20 protein-coding genes are annotated in these 24618 nt (G+C 55.1%); 7 read left to right on the plus strand and 13 right to left on the minus strand.

Annotated elements, in window-relative coordinates:
- Positions 1-171 precede the first annotated feature (171 nt).
- The 8 genes from J5067_RS18040 to J5067_RS18075 form a co-directional block, all read right to left on the minus strand.
- Positions 172-1215, minus strand: a complete 1044-nt coding sequence (locus tag J5067_RS18040) for a LacI family DNA-binding transcriptional regulator (protein WP_264651695.1) — start codon at positions 1213-1215, stop codon at positions 172-174.
- A 103-nt stretch (positions 1216-1318) separates the two neighbouring features.
- Positions 1319-2857 carry a tripartite tricarboxylate transporter permease gene (locus J5067_RS18045; RefSeq protein ID WP_264645247.1) on the minus strand — a complete coding sequence of 513 codons (1539 nt, stop codon included), beginning with the start codon at positions 2855-2857 and terminating at the stop codon, positions 1319-1321.
- Positions 2858-2948: 91 nt separating this feature from the next.
- Positions 2949-3416 carry a tripartite tricarboxylate transporter TctB family protein gene (locus J5067_RS18050; RefSeq protein WP_264645248.1) on the minus strand — a complete coding sequence of 156 codons (468 nt, stop codon included), beginning with the start codon at positions 3414-3416 and terminating at the stop codon, positions 2949-2951.
- 49 nt (positions 3417-3465) lie between these two features.
- Positions 3466-4446: a tripartite tricarboxylate transporter substrate binding protein gene (locus J5067_RS18055; protein WP_264645249.1), complete on the minus strand. Its 981-nt coding sequence runs from the start codon at positions 4444-4446 to the stop codon at positions 3466-3468.
- 45 nt (positions 4447-4491) lie between these two features.
- Positions 4492-5538: an exo-alpha-sialidase gene (locus J5067_RS18060; RefSeq protein WP_264651729.1), complete on the minus strand. Its 1047-nt coding sequence runs from the start codon at positions 5536-5538 to the stop codon at positions 4492-4494.
- Between the two features lie 8 nt (positions 5539-5546).
- Positions 5547-6491 carry a dihydrodipicolinate synthase family protein gene (locus J5067_RS18065; protein ID WP_264651696.1) on the minus strand — a complete coding sequence of 315 codons (945 nt, stop codon included), beginning with the start codon at positions 6489-6491 and terminating at the stop codon, positions 5547-5549.
- Positions 6492-6626: 135 nt separating this feature from the next.
- Positions 6627-8279, minus strand: coding sequence for a signal transduction protein (locus J5067_RS18070; RefSeq protein ID WP_264645251.1), 1653 nt, complete (start codon positions 8277-8279; stop codon positions 6627-6629).
- A 58-nt stretch (positions 8280-8337) separates the two neighbouring features.
- A complete protein-coding gene (locus tag J5067_RS18075; RefSeq protein ID WP_264651730.1) occupies positions 8338-9921 on the minus strand; it encodes an FGGY-family carbohydrate kinase in 1584 nt (527 codons plus the stop codon).
- A gap of 664 nt (positions 9922-10585) precedes the next feature.
- Between J5067_RS18075 and J5067_RS18080 the strand changes: the two genes are divergently transcribed.
- Positions 10586-10846, plus strand: coding sequence for a YdgH/BhsA/McbA-like domain containing protein (locus J5067_RS18080; protein WP_264645252.1), 261 nt, complete (start codon positions 10586-10588; stop codon positions 10844-10846).
- Positions 10847-10918: 72 nt separating this feature from the next.
- Here the strand turns inward: J5067_RS18080 and yidA are convergent, their stop codons facing one another.
- Positions 10919-11740 carry a sugar-phosphatase gene (yidA, locus tag J5067_RS18085; RefSeq protein WP_264651697.1) on the minus strand — a complete coding sequence of 274 codons (822 nt, stop codon included), beginning with the start codon at positions 11738-11740 and terminating at the stop codon, positions 10919-10921.
- 355 nt (positions 11741-12095) lie between these two features.
- Between yidA and J5067_RS18090 the strand changes: the two genes are divergently transcribed.
- Together J5067_RS18090 and J5067_RS18095 are read left to right on the plus strand one after the other, a co-directional pair.
- The gene (locus J5067_RS18090; protein ID WP_264651731.1) at positions 12096-14012 is read left to right on the plus strand and encodes a methyl-accepting chemotaxis protein; all 1917 of its coding nucleotides are present in this window, start codon (positions 12096-12098) and stop codon (positions 14010-14012) included.
- A 178-nt stretch (positions 14013-14190) separates the two neighbouring features.
- Entirely contained in the window at positions 14191-15393 is a 1203-nt protein-coding gene (locus tag J5067_RS18095) for an MFS transporter (RefSeq protein WP_264651698.1), read from the plus strand.
- A gap of 78 nt (positions 15394-15471) precedes the next feature.
- On the opposite strand, the gene gyrB is transcribed toward J5067_RS18095, so the two are convergent.
- From gyrB to dnaA, 4 genes are all read right to left on the minus strand, one after another.
- Entirely contained in the window at positions 15472-17883 is a 2412-nt protein-coding gene (gene gyrB, locus J5067_RS18100) for a DNA topoisomerase (ATP-hydrolyzing) subunit B (RefSeq protein WP_264645255.1), read from the minus strand.
- Positions 17884-17901: 18 nt separating this feature from the next.
- Positions 17902-18987 carry a DNA replication/repair protein RecF gene (gene recF / locus J5067_RS18105; RefSeq protein ID WP_264645256.1) on the minus strand — a complete coding sequence of 362 codons (1086 nt, stop codon included), beginning with the start codon at positions 18985-18987 and terminating at the stop codon, positions 17902-17904.
- A gap of 93 nt (positions 18988-19080) precedes the next feature.
- Positions 19081-20181, minus strand: coding sequence for a DNA polymerase III subunit beta (gene dnaN, locus J5067_RS18110; protein ID WP_264645257.1), 1101 nt, complete (start codon positions 20179-20181; stop codon positions 19081-19083).
- 4 nt (positions 20182-20185) lie between these two features.
- Positions 20186-21568 (minus strand): chromosomal replication initiator protein DnaA, encoded by a 1383-nt coding sequence (gene dnaA, locus J5067_RS18115; protein ID WP_264645258.1) that lies wholly within the window; start codon positions 21566-21568, stop codon positions 20186-20188.
- Positions 21569-22213: 645 nt separating this feature from the next.
- On the opposite strand from dnaA, the gene rpmH reads away from it, so the two are divergent.
- From rpmH to yidC, 4 genes are read left to right on the plus strand one after another with little or no spacing between them, the layout of a single operon-like run.
- Positions 22214-22354 carry a 50S ribosomal protein L34 gene (gene rpmH / locus J5067_RS18120; RefSeq protein WP_004093983.1) on the plus strand — a complete coding sequence of 47 codons (141 nt, stop codon included), beginning with the start codon at positions 22214-22216 and terminating at the stop codon, positions 22352-22354.
- A gap of 18 nt (positions 22355-22372) precedes the next feature.
- Complete coding sequence (gene rnpA / locus J5067_RS18125) at positions 22373-22732, plus strand: ribonuclease P protein component (RefSeq protein WP_264624433.1); 360 nt, start codon at positions 22373-22375, stop codon at positions 22730-22732.
- Positions 22696-22953 (plus strand): membrane protein insertion efficiency factor YidD, encoded by a 258-nt coding sequence (gene yidD / locus J5067_RS18130; protein ID WP_222159001.1) that lies wholly within the window; start codon positions 22696-22698, stop codon positions 22951-22953. The genes rnpA and yidD overlap by 37 nt, the downstream gene beginning before the upstream one ends.
- A 2-nt stretch (positions 22954-22955) precedes the next feature.
- Positions 22956-24602 (plus strand): membrane protein insertase YidC, encoded by a 1647-nt coding sequence (gene yidC / locus J5067_RS18135; RefSeq protein ID WP_264624434.1) that lies wholly within the window; start codon positions 22956-22958, stop codon positions 24600-24602.
- Positions 24603-24618 lie beyond the last annotated feature (16 nt).

Below are 24618 nucleotides of genomic sequence, written 5' to 3' on the forward strand. Positions count from 1 at the left end.
TAATCACGCATTACACTGTGTGCTCAATACTCATAAAAATGAAGATGCCGACTGACAATGCTGCCCAATCAGCTGCCATGAAAAAAAGTATACTCGTATCAGGAGTATACACATTTTACATGACGATTTTCTTGCGTTTTCGCGGAGATTACCGCGATATGGGGCTGATTTTTACCAGGAAAGGTCACCTACTGCCTGACGCCGATGAATCAACGTCATGGGAATAATCGCCCGCGCCAGTTGATTTTCTCCGTGCAAGGCACGCTGCATCAGCGTAAATGCCTGCTCCGCCCAGGCGTCTTCATCCTGTCGCATTGACCAGAGATTATTGGCGAGAAAGCCCAACATGGCGTGCTCATCGAAGGTGCCAATATTCATGTCAGCAGGAATCGCGCCATAACGTTCACGTAGCGCACTCAAAACCCCTTCCAACACCGGCAAAGATGACGCGATAAAGGCTTTAGGCGCGTGGGCATGACGCGTAAGAAAGGTTTGCATCATGGCGATACCGTCTTCACGGCGGTTGTGCTCCGCCTGCAAAATCCACTCAGCCGGTGCCTTGATGCCGTGGCGCAGCAACGCCTGTTGATACCCTTTTAGACGCTCTTTGATTGCAGGTTGTCGGGTGTCTCCTGCCATAAAATAGAGCGGCTCATCGCTGAGCGTTATCCCCTTGTCGAGGCTGCGTGCCAACATCGCCTGCGCCAGTTGAACACCGCCCTGCAAGTTGTCACTCACCACCAGAGAAACCTCTTCGGCACCGAAATCACGGTCCAGCACTACCAGCGGGCGGTTGACCATTTTCACATGGTGCTGTTGTGTCTGGCGCGAGGAGGGCACCACAAACAGGCCGTCCACGTTGCGTTGCAGCAGCGCGTCCACCAGCTTGTTTTCGTACTTTGCATCGCTATAGGTACAGCTGATCATCAGCTGATAACCTGCGGCCCGGCAGCGGATCTCCAGCTTCTCCGCCAGCGTGGAGAAAAACGGGTTGGAAAGGCGAGGAATAATCAGGCCCAATGTGTCGGTTTTATTTAATTTCAGGCTGCGCGCCGTGTAGTTAACCGTATAACCATGCTCCGTCACATAGTGGGTTATCCGCTGCTGCGTCTTGGCGCTGATACGGTATTGCTCGGCTTTACCGTTCAGCACCAGCCGAACGGTGGTGATGGAGAGATGTAAATCATTGGCGATCTGCTCGACCGTTTTTGCCATAGTTATGCCCTAAATAACGCCACCCCGAAGGGCGTTTCTCCGATGGGAAACGCCGCTCGCAGTATAACATCGCACCACTACGCGACCAATAATGCGCGAAGCTTTACACCCCAGGCTGATTACTTTGTGCGTCCTGCTTTTTTTTCAGCGCTTTTTGACGCCAGTTTTTCCACATCGGTGAAACGATGGGCAGGAACAGGGTTAATACCGCAATCACAATGAACGTGGCACACACCGGGCGCGTAAAGAATATCGACACATCCCCCTGCGACATCATTAATGAACGCCGCAGGTTGGTTTCTGCCAACGGGCCAAGGATGATACCAATCACAATGGGCGACATGGAGAAATCAAGCTTGATCAGGATGTAGGCCACCAGCCCGGCCCCCATCATGACGAAAACGTCAATCATGCTGTGGTTAACGGTGTAAGCGCCCACGGCGCACAGCAGCAAAATCACTGGCACCAGCAGCGTACGCGGCACATCCATCACCTTCACGAACAGCTTCATGCCCATGAAGCCCAGCAATCCCATAAAGATATTCGCCATCATCAGGCCAATAAAAATGGTATTCACTTCAACAGGATGCTCAGTGAACAGTTGTGGCCCCAGCGCCAGCCCTTGCACCAGAAACGCCCCCATGATGATGGCCGTCGCGCCGTCGCCCGGAATCCCTAGCGTCATCAACGGCACCATACAGCCACCCGAGACCGCATTGGCCCCGGCTTCGGGCGCGGATACCCCTTCCGGCGAACCTTTACCAAACTCTTCCGGATGTTTGGACCAGCGTTTCGCTTCGTTATAAGCAATCCAGGACGAGATATCGCCGCCCACGCCGGGAATGGTGCCGATGCCGGTACCGATCACCGACGAACGCACCCAGGTTGGCAGGCAGCGTTTGAAATCAACCCAGCTTGGTAAGATGCGGGTGATTTTCGCTACAGGTTTCTGCATGATGCCGCCTTCACGGAAGTGCTCCTCGGTGCTGAGCAACCCCTGGGAAAAGGCGAACAAGCCAACCAGTACCGGAATAAATGAGATACCGCCCATCAGGTAGATGGAATCAAAGGTAAAGCGCATGCCGCTGGTCATCGGGTCCAGCCCAATCGTGGCGATCGCCAGCCCGATACCGCCGCCGATTAACCCTTTGATCATGGACTGCGATGAGACGCTGGTAATGATACTGATACCGAAAATCGCCAGCGCAAAGTATTCCGGTGCAGAGAATCCGGTCGCAACGGTCGCCAGCATTGGCGCGATCACAATCAGCGCGATGGTGCTGAAGATGCCGCCGAACAGCGATCCCATGGTGGACAGCCCCAGCGCACGCCCGGCTTCGCCGCGTTTGGCCATCGGATAACCATCCAGCACGGTGGCGGCAGAGGCGGGTGTGCCCGGCGTACTGATCAGTATCGCGGTGATAGAGCCGCCATAAACGGCACCGCAATACACCCCTAGCAGAAGAAGAATCCCGCTCACTCCCTGGAAGGAATAGGTCAGCGGTAATAACAATGCGATACCCATATTGACCGTCAGGCCGGGGATAATTCCGATCAGGATGCCCGCAAGCGCCCCGAGAAAAATCACGGCAATCGTGTCAAAGCTGAATACCACTGAAAACGCGGCAAGGACTTCGTTCATGATACTGCCCTTCTTTATGTTCGCTATGTTCGCTACAGGTTTGCTACACGCCAGCGCCTAGGTAGAGCACCTGGCTGAAAGCACCCGATCGCTAGAAGCCCAAATCACTGAACTCTGCCGTTGGCAACGGCGAGTTGAACAGATAGGTGAAAAACAGGTAAACCGCCGTGACGATAAGCAGCGTGGAGAGCGCAACAAACCAGACACGCTTTTCTTTCATCAGCACCATGGTGCAGGGAATAAAAATCACCGCCGAAATAATGAATCCCGCCCAGGCCATCAGGATGCCATAACCCACAGCCAGCGCGCCGATCAGGTAGGCCTTGCGCACATTCACCGACGAGAAATCGATGCTTCGGTCCGCCATCAAACGGTTTTTCAGCACCACGCCCCATTGCAGCACGCCTAACAGAATAAACAGGCACGCCAGCCCAAAGGGCCAATAACGCTCGCCCGGAACGCCATATTCATCAAACATCGACATATCACGGGACAGGAACAATATCAGCAGGCCAAACCCAAAGGAGAACAGGCCGACTAACACATCATATTTGCGCATAGCAATTCTCCCGCTTGTCGGCACCGGGCCGACAAGCGTATCGACAGCGTTATTTCTTCAGCGTATCGGCAATAAGCTGTTTGTAGAGCTCATCATCTTCACGCATCATGTTGTAAGCGTCCTGTCCGACAATGGTCACTGGCATGATGCCCTGCTTTCTCACCGCATCCTGATAAGCGGGGGTATTTACCACTTCGGTAAAGGCTTTAACCAGCTGTTCGGCCACTTCCGGCGGCACTTTTGCCGTGGTCGCCAGCACCGCCCAGGCGCGCATCTTGACGTTCACATCCAGTCCTAGCGCTTCTTTGATGGTCGGTACGTCAGGCACCAGTTCAAAGCGTTTCTCATCCATCACCGCCAGCACTTTGAGAATGCCTGCGTCTACCTGCGATTTCACCGCGCCCGGCGTGGTCAGCACCGCATCAATATGCCCACCAATCAGTGCGGCAATCGACGGTCCGGTGCCTTCGTTATAAGGGATGTGATTGAATTTGGTGCCGGTAGTTTTCTCGATGTTCACGGCGGCGAGATGGTAAATCGCCCCCATGCCAGAGTTACCCACCTTGAGCTTGCCCGGCTGCTGCTTAGCAGAATCGATAAAGGCTTGCAGCGTGTCAAAGCCCGCATCGGCACGCACCACGATAGCTACCGGGTCGGCGATGGTGGTGGCCAGCGGGGTGAAATCTTTATAGGTGACCGGTGATTTGTTCTGGTGCGGGAACATCGCCAGTTCCACCGTGGTCATCACCAGTTTATAACCGTCCGGTTTTGCTCGGGCGACCTCAATCAACCCAGTGATACCGTTGCCTGCCGGTTTGTTTACCGGGACAAAAATCACCCCTTTCGGCAAATGATCCTTGGAATATTCGATCAGGGTTCGGGCAGAGGTGTCAGTACCACCGCCGGGGTTTTTGGGAATAACCACTTCGATGTTTTTCTTGGCATAGCCGATCGTCGAGGGTTCCGCGAACGCCTGGTTCGCGCAGAACGGCATCACTGACGCCAAAAGCAGGAGCAAGGTCTTCTTCATTGTATTCTCCGTTCTTATTGGTAGGGTCGGATAAAAAGGGATAACTTACTGCATAATGTTGATTTTCTGATAAATGATGTTGGTTCGATTCCAGGTATATGTGATGTGAAGCGCATTTTCTTCGCAAACCATCGCCGGATAGGAAAATTCTCCGTTCTCCGTTTCCAGTGCGCCCGCCATTTCCCACTGTTCACCGTTATCGCGGGAAACCGCCACCGACAGCGGATAACGCCGGTTCCAGTTTCCGGTGATCGGGTTAAACACCAGCACCAGACTGCCATCCGCGCTGCGCACCACATCTATCCCGCTGTTATTGTTGGGTAAGGTTGTCGCGTAGGCGGAACACCAGTGCCTGCCGTAGTCGTCTGAATCACTGCGGTAAACCTGTCCCCGGGTGCTGCGCATCAGCACATGCACGTGTCCCGGTGACGACTCCCACGCTGTCGGTTGAATCACGCCATCCCACTGGAACACGCGGTTCAGGTCATTCTCCCACAGCGCGTTCTGCTGCAATCCCTGCCACAGTTGCTGCTCTTCGCTCGCGGCCGGAGCCTGATGTTGTAAAGGAATTGCTGCTTTATGCCACGATAGACCACGATCGGCGCTGATATCGACAAAAGCATCCCAATAACGCTCATCTTCCACCGAGCCCGGTGCCAGCCACTCACCGTTCGACATCACCAGTAGCTTGTTTTTCACCGGACCGCGCGGTAACGCATCGTTTTCCACTAACGCCGCCGGCGTGGACCAACTCGCGCCGCCATCGTCGGACACCGCGAACCGCGTCACCCAATGGTGCACGTCCGGGCCCACCTTATAAAACAGCCAGAGCCGCCCGGCTTGCCAGTGCAGCACCGGATTCCAGTGGGCCAGTCCCGGTTCAGCAATCGCCCGCTGTGGTGGTAACCACATGCCCTGCTCACGGCGTGACAGCCAGATGGCGGTGTCGCCAGCGCCCTCTTTGGTGCCCGCAAAATAGGCCACCACCACCGTACCCTGCGGCAGCAAGGCCAGGGTAGACGCATGGCAATTGGCGAAATCGCGTTGATCCGCAGGCAACAGCGCTTCTCTCGTCAGTGTGGTTAGCATCAGTATCTCCTTTAAGGCTTCGTCACGCGCTGGCCCAACGATTCTCCCAGACGCATCATGCTATCAATGGCGGCCGGGAAGAAGGTGGAGGCATAACCCGCACTGTTACGCACTCGGCAAGCATGGGTAGCAAAATTCCCCACCTGCTGCTGGAAGTATTTGGCACAGGCCGGGTAATCAAGGTGTTCCGCCAGCGCCGCCGTCGCCAGATAATCTGCCAGCGCCTGCGCCTGTTCCGGGTGGGTGCGCCAGTTTTCATACAGCCAGACATAAAGTTGCGGATGGAAGTTCGCCATCACGCCGCTGTAAGCCTGACAGCCTGCCTGGAACGAAGCCAACAGCGTCTGGCTATTGGCGTTCGCCAAGTGCAAGCGGCTACCCTGAGCCAGCGCCAGACGGCGACGGATAGTGGGTAAATCACAGCAGGTATCCTTGATAAAGGTGTAACGCTGACTTTGCGCACACCAGGCAACCGTCTCGTCTGACAACAAGCGTTTATAAGGATACGGGCATTCGTAAATCCCCAGATCCACTGACGTGGGTAACTGTGCGGTCAGGGTTTGCAGCGCCTGCAATGCCTGCTCATCGGATTCCCCCTGCAACGCCAGACGGTTACTGATGAGAATCAGGCCATCCACGCCGCTTTGGGCTACGCCGTTCAGTTGATCAACCTGCTGTGCCACGCTGTTGGCCGTATGGCCAGAGGCCACCACCGGCACACGCCCATCCACCTGTTGCACAATAAAGCGCACCAGTTGCTGTGTTTCACGATCGCTCAGGAAGAACATCTCACTGGATTGGCAAGCGGCGAACAGACCGTGAACCCCCGCCGCGAGATACCATTCGATCAGACGAGCCAGTGAGTCATAATCAATTTCCCGCTTCTCATCAAACGGCGTCAGCATTACGGGCCAAATGCCGACATACTTTTGCTGTGCATCCTGTTTCTGGGCCATGGCGATTCTACCTTAACGAATTATAATTTTTAGCGTTTTCCCCGGTATTGCCCGGCGCATACGCAGAGGTAGCGCCGGGATAAACCCCACAGGCGAGAGCCACAAACGCCGAGCATACTCTCGCCTGACAACCTGTTATTTTGACAGCAACGGCCAGGCATCCCCGGCGGTGTAAACCTTGATATTCTGCGTCAGCGCCTGAGCCACGAAGGCTTGCAGCACTTCCGGCAGCAACGCCTCATCAACATAGGCGATGGTCAGGTGGTTACTCTGGTGTCCGGCCATCAGGTCATTGCGGCTCACGCCATCCAGCACGGCATTGAGCAGCGGCCACTCGTAGTTGGTGGCGCGGCGGCGTCGCTCGAACTCCCCTTCGGGCAGTTCAACACCGGTGCCGGTGCCAATATGCATCACCACCTGGGTGCCCTCATAGTGTGCACGCGCCCAGATAAAGCGCCCGGCTTTACCCTGTCCGGCGATGGTCGAACCGCCGTAGGGGAAGAACATCGCAGGCTGGCGATACCCGGTGGCTCCCGCGATACCGCCCTTGAGGTGAGCAAACGGCACGGCACCGGAGATTTCCAAATCCCAGTAGAAGGTGCCCTGATAATCGCTTCCCCAGCGAATATCATGCAGCGTGGTTTCTGCCGGTAGCCCCAAACCTTCGAGCAGTTGCCCCAACATCACCTGCGGAATGGCACTGCCCATATCCACTTCGTTCACGCAAGGAATAGCGCGATCGGGCCATATAGTGTCACCGTTCTCATCCGGGATGGGGAAACGCTCCTGATTGCCGATGGCGCCTTCCGCGAAATCAGAGGCCGCACAGCTGTCTTTCAGGCCCTGCTGATACTGCACGCCAACGGCTGAAAGCCCAAAGCGTTTCACAAAACGCGCCATCGCGATCATCATGGCGCATTGCTCAAGCACCTGTTCGCGCGTCAGCTCGCGGCGGCCGTCTTCGCCAAACTGGAACTGCATGCCGCGCGCTTCATACCATGCCAGACATTCTTCACGCAGCGCGGGCGGGACTTTTGCCATCTCCACCAGCAGCGCCGACTGCGACAGCGATTCCACCGGAATGCCGATATCCACCATCGCTTTAAGCGGGAATACCCCATTGATCATCCCCATGCAGAAGGTATCAAACAGCCCGACAATCGCCTTGTGACGTAAAATATGCTCACCTACCTGACGACCGATTTGTCCCGCTTCGCTGGCAACCACCGGATGGGTCGGCGCAACCGGGCGCAGATAACCGGTTTTGTGGCTGACCGCGCCATCGCGCAGCCAGGTTTCCAGACCTTGATGGAAAAACGCATCATCAAAGGTTTCTGACCACAGGCGTGAGAACGGGCGCTCCAGGCTGGTGAGGCATCCCGCCATACACAGCATCCCCACCAGCCCCGGCCAGGTGCCATCAAAGTTTGCCAACAGCAGAATCGGGCCACGGTGGTGCACCAAGGACGGCGCGATGTGGTGGGAGTACTGCCATGCAGTCAGTAACACAATCACCGGTGCGTCTGGATCGATGGCGGCGAACAGATCGCTCCCCTCTTTCTGGCTGCTGATAAAGCCGTGGCCGCGCTCATTATTTACCGCGTGCGCACGCTTCATCTGATAGCCCCGTTTTTCCAGCGCCACGCCCAGACGCGCTTCATAGTCACGCTGTGTCGGCCAGCAGGTCACATTAGCGGGCTCGCGCAGGTCGGCGTTGGTCACCAACAGCACCTCATTTGCCTGTGCGCTAAGGGTGGCCGGGGAAGGGGGGAGATGTAATTTCAACATGTTCTGCTCCTGATTCAAATAAACGCTCTCGAGGCTGCCGCCGCGCGGCAACGCCCGGTTAATCCTGCATCAGCCGTTGTGCACGCTGCACATCGTCATACATCTGGAGATAGACGCCATATTTAGCCGCATGGAACGCAGCGTACTGCGGGTCTGTGGTAATGGTCGCGCCAGCGCGTACCAGCGCCGCCGCCGCCGCTGGCAACGTGGGGTAACATTCCGCCGCTACCGCCCCCAGCAACGCCGCACCGAGCGTGACCGCATCTTCTTCGCTCGCCAGATGAATATCGCAACCGGTGATATTGGCGTATTCCCGCAGCCAGAGCGGATTTTTGGTCGCCCCGCCGCACATCACCACCCGGATAATTTGATGTCCGGCCTGATTCATGCTGTCGATGATATGGCGCGTGCCGTAGGCAATGCCTTGTAAGGTGGCGAGATAGAGCCGCGCCAGCGCATCCGGCCCCTGTTCCAGCGTCAGGCCATAAACGGCACCGCGTGCGTGCGGGTTGGCGCGCGGTGAACGATTACCATGATGGTCGGCCAGCACATGCAGATGGCGGGTCGGGAAGGGCTCACGCCGCTCCAGATCGTCAACCCAATGATTCAACAGGGTATAAACGCTTATACCCTGCTGTTCCGCCTGCTGCTGCGCGTCGGCCCAACTCGCATGTTGACGCAGCGTCCACTCCACCAGCGCTCCGGCGGCACTTTGCCCTCCTTCGCTCAGCCAGCCGTTGGGCAACATCGCGCCCCAGTAAGGGCCCCAGACGCCGGGCACCATCACCGGTTCACGATTTACCAGCATGTGGCAGTTGGACGTGCCGCTGATCAGCGCCAGGCTACCCTCGGGCTGACTGCCCACCAGCGCCAGTCCGCCCGCATGGGCGTCAATCATGCCGCTGGCAACAGCGACATCGGTGCTCAAGCCGCACGCCACAGCCACATCAGGCTGCAACTGCCCGGCTTTGACGCCCAGATCCAAAATGGTGGTGGGAATTTTCTCCGGCAAATCATCAAGACCCACGGCCTGTAACAGCGGCTGACTGAAACGCTGTTCGTGCGCCAGGTAGTTCCATTTGCAGGTCAGGGTACACACGCTGGCAACATCAGCTCCGGTGGCGCGCCATACCAGATAGTCAGCCAGATCGAACAGCCGCCAGGCCTGGCGATAACGATCGGGGAAGTGGCGCTTCAGCCACAGCACTTTAGGCAATTCCATCTCGATACTGACTTCACCGCCGACATAGCGCAGCGCGTCATCGCCGGTCGCATTGATGTCCGCGGTTTCCTGCGCAGCGCGGTGATCCATCCACATGATGATGTCGCGCGCGGCCTCACCGTCTTCGGCAACGGAAATACTCTCTCCCTGCGCGCCCACCACCACCAGCGAGCAGGTGGCATCAAAGCCAATGGAACGCACGCTTTGCGGCGCAACACCGGACAGCGCTACCGCTTCTTTGATGGACGCGCAGACGTTCTGCCAGATCTCAGCAGAAGATTGTTCAACCACATTGGCGCGAGGATGGAACTGGCTGATAGGGCGCACGGCAAACGCCAACCGCTGGCCGTGGCTGTCGAAGACACCGGCTCTGACGCTGGCAGATCCGACATCCACACCAATAAAGCACGCTGAGCGCACTGAAGAGGGGTTAACTCCTTTTTCGATAACGGTTTTTCCGCTGAAATCTGCGTTAGTCATTGCGTTAACCTCATTGCTAACTCGAGTTAGCAATCTATTTCAAGGTAAACGTAGACTCAACGGGTTTCGCCCTGATTTGTGAGATTGATCGGGGTACAAAAAATAACCGATTGAAAGTAATGGGGTTAATTTTGACTGCTGCTAACAATTGGATAACAAAACCCTGTCTGTTGATAAGGTGCGGCACGCGCATCAGCGTGGTAGCACGCATGAGCCAAAAATCCCGTAGCTAATACTGTCAGCGAGATGGAACAAGATAGAAAAGAAAAACCATGACAAGTCACTCAGGCATCTGCGCGCTCACAGTGATAAATATCACTTGACCACCTGTAAACAGCATCAAATGTTAATAAAATAAACAGGGATAATGATTACCACGAATACTGAAAAGAAAAGCAAGATAATGTAATGAAGATACATTAAAATCATGTAATTACATGATTATTAATATAAAAATAAAATTCACCCACTAAAAACAATTTCAAATTTATTGAAAGAGTTTCTCAATAACATCCGTTTTTTAATTTTTTAGCATAGGCGTAACATTCCCTTCATCGAAAGACATCCTCTTTCTCTAACACATTCAAAAACAGGATAAGACATCATGAAAAACGTAAAAACCATCGCTGCCGCTGCCGTACTCGCTACCCTTTCTTTTGGTGCTTTTGCTGCTGAAAGCGTTAGCGCTCAACAAGCGACTAAATACCAGGAGTTCGGCGTCATTTCCGTAAGCGGTGCGCACGATCTGAGCTCGCTTCAAGAACAACTGGCTGAGAAAGCCGATAAAGCAGGCGCGAAAGCCTTCTCTATCACCAACACCACCGGTAGCGACCTGCTGCGCGGCACAGCGATTATCTACAAATAATCACCCGCTGTAGCCCAAAAAAACGGCGCTTTCCCTCACGGAGAAGCGCCGTTTTTTTATGGTCAGCACAACTCAATGCGCTGTTTTCAGGACAAATTTTTCAATCGCGTAGGCCACACCGTCTTCCGTATTAGGACGGGTGACAAATTGGCTGATCGCCTTGACCTCATCAATGGCGTTCCCCATGGCAACCCCAGTGCCTGCATAGCTAATCATGGCCAGATCGTTTTCATGATCGCCAATCGCCATCACGTTTTCCGCTGTCAGTCCAAGATACTCCGCCAGCAAACGCACGCCTTCGCCTTTGTTAACCCGCTTATCCATAATCTCTAAATAGTAGGGCGCGCTCTTGATAATGGTGTAGCGCGCTCGGGCTTCGTCAGGAATGTGGCGAATCGCGTTATCCAGAAGCGCTGGCTCATCAATCATCATCACCTTCGGGAAGGTCAGGGTGCGGTCCATCTCCTCAACGGCCCGGTATTTCAACGGCATGCCCGTCAGGTGCGATTCATAAACGGTATAGCGACTGATGTCTTTATTGGCGGTATAGACGGTGTTGAAGTCCAACGCATGCAGGTGCACGTTCAATGCGCGAGAAAGCGCTTCACAGTAAAGGTAGTCGTCAAAGCTCAGCGGCGTTTGCGCCACACATTCTCCGGAATCGGTGCGCTGAACCAACGCGCCGTTGTTGGTAATGCAGTAGCCACCGGTTTTATCCAGACCGAGTATCTCCAGATAGCCTTTTACCCCAATAAAAGGCCGCCCGGTCGCCAGCACCACGTGCACTCCCTGATTCCGTGCCGCCGCAATCGCCGCACTCACTGCCGGCGAAATCTGATGTTGCGGGTTAAGCAACGTGCCGTCCATATCAATTGCAATCAGCTTTATCGTCATGCTTCATCCTGCCGTAATGGTTTTTTTGCATGCTAACGCGAGTTATCGCCGTGAGCCAGTGAAGGATAAAGATTTACGGAATTCTGCCGATGATCATGCTGTGATCCTTATCACATAAAACAGGTTCTTTCATGAAGGGATACAGCGCAAAAATGAAAATTAACTTATTGATTTTTGAACACTAAATTAGATTTCTGACAAAATGTCTATCCCAGGGAGGATAACCACCATGTCTAAATCCCTACAGCCTTATGCCCCACCCGCGCCCGCCACATCGCCATCACGCACCGCGTTTCATACTGAAGCATCACCGCACACCCCTTTTGATAATAAAAAAAAGGCGCTCTCGACGCGCATGCTCATGCTGTTGGCCGGCATGGTGACTATCGGCCTTGGTTTTGCCATCACCATCGGTTTATTGATTTGGCAGTCCACACAGCAGCAGAAAAGCGATGCCCAGCAGTATCTGACGCAAACCGCCTACACCAATAGCTATCTGGTGCAGCGCAAGCTGGATCTGGCATTAACGGTGGCGCGCAATCTGGGGCAAAGCGTACTCAGCCTGCGCAACAGCGGCCACGCCGATCGCGACATGGCGGATACTCTGCTAAAAAATGCACTGCAACATCACCCGGATTTCCTGTCGATGTCGCTGGCATGGGAGCCGAACGCCTTTGATGGCAACGATGCGCAGTTTACCGGACAACCCGAGCACGATCCGAACGGCCGCTATGTCCGCTATGTCGATCGCGATACGGCGGGTAACGTGGTGCTGCACAATCTGACCGACTATGAAACCCCCGGCAGCGGCGACTATTATCTGCTGCCGCGCAAGATGAAACAGGATGTGATTCTTGAGCCTTATCGCTACCCCTATAACGGCGTAGAGGTGCTGCTCACCTCCATTGCAGTGCCCATCGTGGTTGACGGCACCTTTCTTGGATCGGTAACGGCAGATTTTTCACTGGATACGCTGCAACAGCTCATCAATGCCATCAAGCCCTATAAAGGCGCGGGCTACGCCGAGCTGTTATCGCAATCCGGTGCCTATATCGCCTACCCCGACCAGACGCAGGTGACCAAACCCGCCGCCCATGCTGATAGCCTGCTAAAAGCGCTATCTCAAGGGGTATTGATACGTACCAGCGCTGAAAACCCGGTACTGAAAACGGCATCCTACGACCTCACCATTCCGGTGACCATTGGTAATACCGGCACGCCGTGGATATTGGGACTGTCGGCGCCCATTGATGTTGTGCTTGCCGAAACGGAGCGCCAGCGCAATATCGCGTTACTGCTGATGGTCATCAGCATCATCGTGGTCTCTACCGCGCTGGGCCTCATCTTTACACGGAAAGTGTTGCGCCCCATCGGCGGCGAACCGGCAGAAGCGGCACGCATCGCCTTATCCGTAGCCAATGGGCAGCTCACCAACACCATCCAGGTGCAGCCCAGGGACACCAGCAGCCTGTTCTATGCGATTCACACCATGCAAAACCAGTTGCGCGATATCGCTCAGCAACTGCTGACCACCAGCGAATCGGTGAGCCTCGCCGCTACAGAAATCGCCGCAGGCAATATCGATCTGGCCTCACGCACCGAACAACAGGCGGCCGCATTGCAGCAGACGGCCGCCAGCATGGAGCAGATTACCGCGACGGTAAAACTGAATGCCGATAATGCGCACAGCGCCACCGAGCTGACGCAAAACGCGACTAACATCGCCCAGCAGGGGAATACCATTGTCGGGCAAGTGGTCAATATTATGGGCGATATTGACGACAGTTCACGTAAAATCGCCGACATTACCAGCATTATTAATGGCATTGCCTTCCAGACCAACATTCTGGCACTGAACGCGGCGGTAGAAGCCGCGCGCGCGGGCGAACAGGGGCGCGGCTTTGCTGTGGTTGCCAGTGAAGTGCGCAATCTGGCACAGCGCAGCGCCGCAGCGGTGAAAGACATTACGGCACTGATCGGAGAATCTTCCTCGCGCGTTAAAAATGGCGTCGAACTGGTGCAAAGCGCCGGTCACACCATGGAAAAGATGCTGCATGCGATCGCGTCGGTCAAAACCATCATGGATGACATCGTTGCCGCATCCGATGAACAATCACGCGGTATCAGCCAGGTAACGCAAGCCGTGCATGAAATGGATGGCGTTACGCAACAGAACGCCGCGCTGGTGCAGGAAGCCACCGCCGCCGCCGCCTCGCTGGATGAGCAAGCGCGCCAATTGGCGCTCACGGTAAAAGTGTTTCGTTTGTCCTGATCTGACACAGGCAGGCCGAGCGCACTCGGCCTGCCTGAGGTCAAAAACCAGACAAGAGAAAGTGCGACAAACGCAAACAATATGTTACGCTTGTCGCATCTTCGCCTTCTGGACGTGATCTCGCCGCTTTCCACTCAGCAGCGCCACTCAACGCCCTCATTGATGTCGTAACGCAAACATGAAAACGATGAAACTTCCTCTGCTCGCTCAGATCTCCTGTGCGCATTTGGTCAGCCATTTTCACATCATGGTGCTGCCGGTGCTGATTCCGTTGCTGTCTGCCCAACGCGGTATCAGCTTCGTTGAACTTGGGCTGGCGATCAGCGTCTTTAACATCGTCTCCGCCTGCGTACAAACGCCCATCGGCTTTGCCGTTGACCGTATCGGCGCGCGACGCACGTTGGTTGCCGGGCTGACGCTCGGCAGTCTGAGCTTTATGTCGCTTGGGCTGACGCCGCATTACCTCTGGTTGCTGATCGCGATGGGGTTCGCCGGTGTGGCTAACGCGGTCTATCACCCTTCTGATTACGCCTTGCTCTCGCGCGGCATTGATGACAAACGCATGGGGCGCGCGTTCTCGATTCACACCTTCTCCGGCTTTTTGGGCAACGCGATCACGCCGGGTATTTTGCTCGCGGTGGCGGCATGGCTCGGCATCAATGCCGCCTTTATTGTGTCTGGCGTGGTGGGATTACTGGTTGTCGTGATGCTGCTGATGCATAAAGACGAGCCGGCACGGCTTAAATCGGCGGCCCCGAAAAGCGGCGCTGCCCCGGTACAAGCCAGTGCCCGGGCGCTGTTTTCGCTGCCCATCATGGCGCTGCTGGGGCTCTTTTTGATGCTGAGCCTGAGCACCAACTCGATCCAGAACTTCTCGGTCACCGCACTGGTCACCGGCTACGATCTGCCTTTATCCGATGCCAATGCGGTGCTGACCGCGTTTCTGTTTGCCAGCGCCTTTGGCGTGCTGGCGGGCGGCGCACTGGCGGACAAAACCGAACGTCACGGCCTGGTTGCCACTGGCGCACTCGCCGCCACCGCCGTGCTGGTGGCGATCGTTGCTATCTATCCGTTGCCAGCGATGGTGCTGGTGCCACTGCTGGCGGCAGCAGGATTTCTCTCCGGCATGATCGCCCCTTCGCGGGATATGCTGGTGCGCGCGGCATCGCCGAAAGGCGCGGAAGGACGGGTGTTTGGTATTGTGTCCACCGGGTTCAATATCGGCGGAGCGGCCGGTCCGGTGCTGTTCGGCTGGTTGCTGGATAATGGTCATCCCCATGCCATTTTCTGGTCTGCGGTCATTTTCATGCTGATCACCGCCGCTATCACGCTGGCGCAGGAAATGCGTGCCAGCAAGCGTCGCGCCGCCGCCGCTGTCTGACCACTAAAAAAAACCGCCGCGTAGCTCAGCTGCGCGGCGGTTTTTTTGTGTCACAACACCCGATCAGATATCAATCCATCAGATATCGATGTTGGCGGCTTTCAAGGCGTTCTCTTCGATAAAGGCACGGCGCGGCTCAACCGCATCGCCCATCAGCGTGGTGAACAGCTCATCCGCCGCCATGGCATCTTTAACCGTCACGCGCAGCATGCGACGACTTTCCGGATCCATGGTGGTTTCCCACAGCTGATCCGGGTTCATTTCTCCCAACCCTTTGTAACGCTGGATGTTCAAGCCACGGCGAGACTCTTTCACCAGCCACTCCAGCGCTTGTTCAAAACTGGTAATCGGCTGTTTGCGCTCACCGCGCTCGATGTACGCACCCTCTTCAAACAGGCCACGCAGTTTTTCACCCAGCAGCACGATTTTGCGATATTCGCTGCCACGCACAAAGTTGGCGTCCAGCACGTAATCGGTATCGACCCCGTGTGTACGCACACGCAATACTGGCTCGGCAAGCTCTGGGTTCTCGCTCAACGTTCCGCTGTAGCTGCTACCGTGTACATCGCCTTCATTGAGGGTTTTCACCAACGTCGCCAACCAGCTTTCCACCGCAGCGCGATCGTCTAATGTCGCCTCCGTCAGCGTTGGCTGATAAATCAAGGCATTCAGCAACGCACGCGGATAACGGCGTTCCATACGATCGATCAACCGTTGTACGCTGTGGTGATCTTTCACCAGCAGTTCCACCTGCTCGCTCTGCAACGCAGGTGCCTGAGCATTGATGTGCAGCGCCGATCCATCCAGAGCCAGTGCAATCTGGTACTGGTCCATCGCTTCATCATCTTTAATGTACTGTTCCTGCTTGCCTTTCTTCACTTTGTACAGCGGTGGCTGGGCAATAAAGACGTGACCACGTTCGATGATTTCCGGCATCTGACGGTAGAAGAAGGTCAACAGCAGCGTACGAATGTGCGCACCATCGACGTCGGCATCGGTCATGATGATGATGTTGTGGTAACGCAGCTTGTCCGGGTTGTATTCGTCGCGGCCAATGCCACAGCCCAGCGCGGTGATCAGCGTGCCCACTTCCTGAGAAGAGAGCATCTTGTCGAAGCGGGCTTTCTCCACGTTAAGGATTTTACCTTTAAGCGGCAGAATGGCCTGATTCTTACGGTTACGCCCCTGCTTGGCAGAGCCGCCCGCCGAGTCCCCTTCCACCAGGTAGAGTTCAGACAGCGCCGGATCGCGCTCCTGACAATCCGCCAGCTTGCCCGGCAGGCCAGCCAGATCGAGCGCACCTTTACGACGCGTCATTTCACGCGCTTTACGAGCCGCTTCGCGCGCGCGCGCCGCATCGATAATTTTACCGACCACGATTTTAGCGTCAGATGGGTTTTCCATCAGGTAATCGACCAGACGTTCGTTCATCAGCGATTCAACCGCGGTTTTCACCTCGGAAGAGACCAGCTTGTCTTTGGTCTGCGAGGAGAATTTCGGGTCAGGCACTTTCACGGAGACCACGGCAATCAGGCCCTCACGCGCATCATCACCGGTGGCGCTGACTTTGGCCTTTTTGCTGTAGCCTTCTTTTTCCATGTAGCTGTTCAGCGTACGCGTCATCGCGCCACGGAAACCGGCCAGGTGCGTACCGCCATCGCGCTGCGGAATGTTGTTGGTAAAGCAGTAGATATTTTCCTGGAACCCGTCGTTCCACTGCATGGCAATTTCGACGCCGATATTGTCTTTTTCTGCGCTGAAATAGAACACCTGCGGATGAATCGGCGTTTTGTTGCGGTTCAGGTAGTCAACAAACGCTTTGATGCCGCCTTCATAGTGGAAGTGATCGGCCTTACCCTGCTCACGCTCGTCGCTGAGACGGATAGAAACGCCAGAGTTCAGGAACGACAGTTCACGCAGACGCTTAGCCAGAATGTCGTATTCGAAATCGGTCACGTTGCTGAAGGTTTCCATGCTCGGCCAGAAACGCACGGTGGTGCCGGTGCGATCGGTGTCACCGACCGCAGCCAGCGGAGCCTGAGGTACGCCGTGCCGGTAGATTTGGTGGTGAACCTTGCCATCACGATAAATGTTCAGCTCCAGCTTTTCAGACAGGGCGTTGACCACAGAAACCCCTACGCCGTGCAGACCGCCGGATACTTTATAGGAGTTATCGTCAAACTTACCGCCCGCGTGCAGCACAGTCATGATCACTTCGGCGGCGGAGACACCCTCTTCCTCATGAATACCGGTCGGAATGCCACGGCCATCATCCTGCACCGAAACCGAGTTATCCTTGTGAATTTTAATAACAATGTCTTTGCAATAGCCTGCGAGTGCCTCGTCGATAGCGTTGTCCACAACCTCGAATACCATGTGATGCAGGCCTGTGCCGTCATCTGTATCACCGATGTACATACCCGGGCGTTTACGTACCGCATCCAGCCCTTTCAATACTTTGATACTTGAGGAGTCATAAGAATTCGACATCAACGTTTCTCGCTCATTTTAGTCCTGTAATTGAACTGTTATTTTACCCTGTTCCACGCGGAACATCTTGCCCTTTTCACCGATCATGTCATCTATCTGTTCAGCGCTGATAGCGCTGACAAATACCTGAGCCTCGGTCGCTTTTAACCGTTCAGCTAACAAACGGCGGCGGGTACTGTCCAGTTCGGAAGCAAAATCATCTATCAGATAAATACACTTGGCACCGCTATGGCGAGTGAGGAACTCCCCCTGCGCCAATCGCAACGCACACATCAATAACTTCAACTGTCCACGCGACAGCATGTCTTCCACCGCAACGCCGCCCGCACGGATACGAAAATCCGCCTTGTGCGGCCCCAGCGCGGTGTAGCCCAACTGCCGGTCGCGCTCAAACTGCCGTTCCAGCAGTTCGGCATAATCGCTCTCTTTGTCCCAGCCGCGCTGGAAAGAGAAGCTCAGTGAAAACTCCGGCAAAAACTGCTCGCAGGTCGAGGTAATGTCTGCCGTAATCTCGGCGGTGTAATTGGCGCGCCAGGCGCTGATGCGCTCTGCCAGCGGAATAAGTTCCTGATCCCAAGCGCGCAGTTGACGATACTGCCCCACCTGACGCAGCGCGGCATTACGCTGGCGCAATAACCGTTTCAGGTTGCTCCAGGCAGCGAAAAAGCCGGGCTCATGGTGAAAACAGCCCCAATCGAGAAAGGCACGACGGTATTTTGGCCCACCGTTGAGTAGCGTGAAGCCCTCCGGTGTAATCAGCTGAATCGGCAGCAACTGCGCCAGATCCGCCACCTTGTGACCATCGCTGCCATCAATACGCACGGTGCTGTCACCCAGCCGGTTTTTACTCAGACCTATCGCGCGTTCTCGCTCGATACCCTCCAACCGACCGTGCAGAATAAACTCCGGCTGTTCATGCCGAATCACGCGCGCCGCCTGGATGGAGCGAAACGCACGACCGTGCCCCAACGTGTAGATAGCCTCCAACACGCTGGTCTTCCCGCTGCCGTTCTCCCCCACCAGAAAATTGAATCCGGGGATAAGCGCCAAATCGGCAGAGACGATATTACGGAAATCTTTAATCAGAAGGCGGGTCAGAGCCATGGACAACCAGATCCTGTACGCGACAACCAGCACAAATGCCGACGGCAAGCGTCGGCATTCACGCAAAAAAGAGGGCAGACCACGCGCGTCCGACTACAGACGCATTGGCATGACAACGTATGCCGCTGCCCTGCTGGCACCGTCTTCGATCTGCACGCTAGAGACAGAATCGGTCAGCAGCAAACGAACATCTTCACACTTCAGCGCATTCAACACATCCAGCACGTAGCTGACGTTAAAGCCGATTTCCATTTCCGTGCCGTTGTACTGCACGTCCAGAATCTCTTCCGCTTCTTCCTGTTCTGGGTTATTCGCGGTAATTTTCAACTGATTCTGAATCAGGTGCAGACGCACACCGCGAAACTTCTCGTTAGACAGGATCGCCGCACGCGCAAATGCCTGTTTCAGCAAATCACAGCTCGCTTCCAGCGCCTTGTCCGGATTTTTCGGCAAGACGCGGCGGTAGTCAGGAAAACGCCCGTCGACCAGCTTGGATGTAAAGATGAAATCCCCGACGTGGGCGCGGATGTTGTTGGTGCCAATCTGTAGCTGCAATGGCGTATCGCCACCATCCAGCAGCCGTAGCAGCTCAATCACCCCTTTTCGCGGCACAATCACCGAGTGGGACGGCAGCGACTGACCGATCGGCATGGCGCATACCGCCAGACGGTGACCGTCGGTTGCCACGGTGCGCAGCTCTTCCCCTTCGGTTTCAAACAACATGCCGTTGAGGTAATAGCGCACATCCTGATGCGCCATGGAAAACTGCGTGGCTTCAATCAGACGTTTCAGCGTCGCCTGCGGCAACGAGAATGCCACTTCGCTCTGCCAGTCATCCAGATTCGGAAAATCAGACGCCGGGAGCGTGGAAAGAGAGAAACGGCTACGGCCAGAACGCACCAGCATCCGATCGCCTTCCAGCGTAATGGTAATTTCCGCGCCGTCGGGCAAGCCACGGCAAATATCAAACAGTTTACGCGCCGGTACCGTGGTCGCACCGGGTTCATGGGCCTGAGACAGGGGAATCTTCGCCACCATCTCCATTTCCAGATCGGTGCCGGTCAGCGACAGCGCGCCGTCCGTCACTTGTAACAGCAGGTTGCCCAGAATAGGCAACGTTGGACGGCCACCTAACGGGCCGCTCACCTGTTGTAACGGTTTTAGCAGATGCTCGCGTTCAATAATGAATTTCATAATATTATGAAGATAATGTTCTGATTAAATTAGAGAAATCTTCCTTGATGTCGTGGCTTTCCTCACGCAGCTGCTCAATCTTGCGGCACGCATGCAGCACGGTAGTATGGTCACGACCGCCAAACGCATCACCAATTTCCGGTAAGCTGTGGTTTGTCAGCTCTTTCGCCAGCGCCATCGCCATCTGGCGTGGACGGGCCACCGATCGGGATCGCCGTTTGGACAGCAAATCGGCGACTTTGATCTTGTAGTACTCCGCGACCGTCTTTTGAATATTGTCGATGGTCACCAACTTTTCCTGCAACGCCAACAGATCGCGCAACGCTTCGCGCACGAAATCAATGGTAATGGCGCGGCCGGTAAAATTGGCGTTAGCGATCACGCGGTTCAGTGCGCCTTCCAGCTCACGCACGTTAGAGCGCAGCCGCTTGGCAATAAAAAAGGCCACTTCACCCGGCAAACGGATATCGTTTTCATCCGCTTTTTTCATCAGGATCGCCACGCGCGTTTCCAGCTCCGGCGGTTCGATCGCGACCGTCAATCCCCAGCCAAAGCGCGATTTGAGACGATCCTCTACCCCATTGATCTCTTTCGGATAACGATCGGAAGTCAGGATGATTTGCTGATTGCCTTCCAGCAGCGCATTGAAGGTGTGGAAAAACTCCTCCTGAGAACGCTCTTTGTTGGCAAAAAACTGAATATCATCGATCAACAAGGCATCGACTGAACGGTAATAGCGCTTAAATTCTTCAATCGCATTGTTCTGTAAGGCTTTGACCATATCCTGTACAAAGCGTTCAGAATGCATATAGACCACTTTGGCATTTGGCTTGCGCGCAATAATGCCATTGCCCACCGCGTGCAACAGGTGAGTTTTACCCAACCCGGTGCCGCCATAGAGAAACAAGGGGTTATAGGCTCCGCCGGGGTTGTCAGCGACCTGACGCGCCGCCGCGCGCGCCAGTTGGTTGGACTTACCTTCAACGAAGTTGTCGAACGAATGCTTTGGATTGACGTTGGAACGGTAGGTGTGCTCCGTTTGCGTCGTCGGCGTGTCCCAACTGGGACGCACGGGTGCCTGCCTGACTGGCTGCACCGCCGCCTGCGGGCTGGCAGGCTGGCTCACGGCCACCGCGGCCAGCGGTTTGCTGCCCACTTCAAAACGCAGCAAAGGCGCATCCATACCGCAGAAATCGTTCAGCAGCCCATTGATGTTATTGAGGTACTTGTCTCTTACCCAATCCAGCACAAAACGGTTCGGCGCATAGAGCGCCAACGTGTTGTCGTTCAGTTCCGCCTGTAACGGACGTATCCACATGCTGAATTCTGTGGCAGGTAACTCATCCTGCAAACGGGCAAGACACTGCTGCCAAAGCGAAAGTGACACGGCGGACTCCACTCGAACAAGATTAAAATAGAAAAGAATCAGATACGTTATTTAGTGTAATTCATGATTATGACCCGGAAGCTGCAATGGCAGCCTCCTGGGTGCACCGCGCATCTGATGATGTCCATGCGGTTGCCGAGACGATCCCGAAGAAGGATCGTTCACGGGACGGCGGATCATAACCTAATCCTCGGCAGAGATCTTCCCTTTCTGCACAGTTTCGATCCTTTTTATCCACAGGCTATTCTTATCACTCTTGGCCGCCACGCACCGCACAGCAATGACGCAGGCTTGCACCTACAGACGCCTAGCATAACTGAATCGACGTTCACGCTGGAGTGACAGCGATCATGATCCCGCATCAAGGATCGTGTCAGGATCCTTGCGATTTAATGCAGAGTACGTATAATCCTCAGCCCGACGCGTTGATGCTCTTCTGTGCTATTTCAGACAGAAAATTCCCCAAATTTATTGCGGAAAGGGCTCCATAGGTGTGTGATGCCAATTGACTCGGGACTGTACAATTATTACAATCCCGCCTCTTTATCTTTGATGTATGCGATTGAGGCGTCGGTCAGTGTTCACGCCGGAGCGCCAAACGCGTTTACTGTGAAGTCAATTATCCAAGTTTAGGTAGAAATCGCCATGAAACGCACTTTCCAACCGTCCGTATTGAAGCGTAACCGTAGCCACGGTTTCCGTGCTCGTATGGCCACTAAAAATGGTCGTCAGGTTCTGGCCCGCCGTCGTGCAAAAGGCCGTACTCGTCTGACTGTTTCTAAGTAATAAAAGCTAACCCTCCTAGTGGTTAAGCTCGCTTTTCCCAGGGAGTTACGTTTGTTAACTCCCAGCCATTTCACTTTTGTCTTCCAGCAGCCGCATCGGGCTGGCACGCCGCAAATCACCATCCTCGGCCGCCTGAATTCGCTGGGGCATCCTCGCATCGGTCTAACAGTCGCCAAAAAGCATGTCAAACGTGCGCATGAACGCAATCGGATTAAACGTCTGACGCGGGAAAGCTTTCGTTTACATCAACATACCCTGCCTGCGATGGATTTTGTGGTGATCGCGAAAAAAGGGGTAGCCGACCTGGATAATCGCGCGTTGACGGAAGCATTGGAAAAATTATGGCAACGGCACTGTCGCTTGGCTCGCGCCTCCTGATCGGGCTGATACGCGGTTATCAGCTCGTTATAAGTCCGTTGTTAGGGCCTCATTGCCGTTTTCGCCCAACCTGTTCACAATACGGCATTGAAGCCATACGCAGGTTCGGCATGATAAAAGGCAGTTGGTTGACGCTGAAACGCGTATTAAAATGCCACCCTTTGAACCCTGGTGGTGATGATCCCGTACCGCCAAAACCCGACAATAACAGAGAACATTAACGATGGATTCGCAACGCAATCTTCTTCTCATCGCTCTGCTATTCGTAAGCTTTCTGATCTGGCAGACGTGGGAGACGGATAAAAATCCGCCTGCCGCTTCAACGCAGGCCATCCAGCAAGCGACGAACGCAGTCAACGGTGATACCGCCAGCCAGGGCGTGCCTAACAGCGGTCAGGGTAAACTGATCACGGTGAAAACCGACGTGCTGTCGCTGACTATCAATACGCGCGGCGGCGATATCGAACAAGCCAATCTGCTGGCGTTCCCTGACAAACTGCATTCTGCTACGCCATTCCTGCTGCTGGAAACCACGCCGGAATTCGTGTATCAGGCGCAGAGTGGATTGACGGGTAAACACGGTCCGGATAATCCGGCGAACGGCGCACGTCCGCTGTTTACTGCCGCACAGGATCATTTTGAACTGGCTGACGGGCAGGACGCGCTGACCATTCCGTTGACCTACACCAACGCTGACGGCGTGACCTTCACCAAAACGTTCGTGCTTAAACGCGGCGACTACGCGCTGAACGTGAGCTACAACGTGAATAACACCAGCGCACAGCCGTTGGAGTTGACGCTGTTTGGTCAGTTGAAACAGTCTATTGATCTGCCGAAACACCGCGACACCGGCAGCAATAACTTTGCACTTCATACCTATCGTGGCGCAGCGTTCTCCTCCAGCGACGATAAGTACAAGAAATACAGCTTCAGCGACATGAAAGAAAACCTGAACGTCACCACCGAGGGTGGCTGGGTTGCCATGTTGCAGCAGTATTTTGCTACCGCGTGGATCCCGACCACCGCAGGTGCCAACACCTTCTATACCTCGCAGTTGGGTAACGGTTTGGCCGCCATTGGCTTTAAAGCCACGCCGGTAACCGTTGACGCGGGCGCGCAGAAAGACATCAGCGCGGTGCTGTGGGTTGGCCCGGAAATTCAGGACAAGATGGCGGCCGTTGCACCGCATCTGGACCTGTCAGTGGATTACGGTTGGCTGTGGTTTATCTCCCAGCCGCTGTTCAAACTGCTGAAATTCCTGCACGGCTTCATCGGTAACTGGGGCTTCTCCATTATCGCTATCACCTTTATCGTGCGCGGCATCATGTACCCGCTGACCAAAGCGCAGTACACCTCGATGGCAAAAATGCGTATGCTGCAACCGAAAATGCAAGCCATGCGCGAGCGTATCGGTGATGACAAGCAGCGCATGAGCCAAGAGATGATGGCGCTGTACAAGGCGGAGAAAGTGAACCCGCTGGGTGGCTGCTTCCCGCTGCTGATCCAGATGCCTATCTTCCTGGCGTTGTACTACATGCTGATGAGCTCGGTTGAGCTGCGCCATGCGCCGTTCATCCTGTGGATCACTGACCTGTCTGCGCAAGACCCGTTCTACATCCTGCCGATCCTGATGGGTATCACGATGTTCTTCATTCAGAAGATGTCGCCGACCACAGTGACCGACCCGATGCAGCAGAAGATCATGACCTACATGCCGGTTATCTTTACCGTGTTCTTCCTGTGGTTCCCGTCAGGTCTGGTGCTGTACTATATCGTCAGCAACCTGGTCACCATTATCCAGCAGCAGTTGATTTACCGCGGGCTGGAGAAGAAAGGCCTGCACAGCCGCGACAAGAAAGAGAAGAAATAAGCGGACTGCACAAGTC

It is taken from the genome of Candidatus Symbiopectobacterium sp. NZEC151 (assembly GCF_025962655.1).
In the GTDB taxonomy this organism is placed as follows: domain Bacteria; phylum Pseudomonadota; class Gammaproteobacteria; order Enterobacterales; family Enterobacteriaceae; genus Symbiopectobacterium.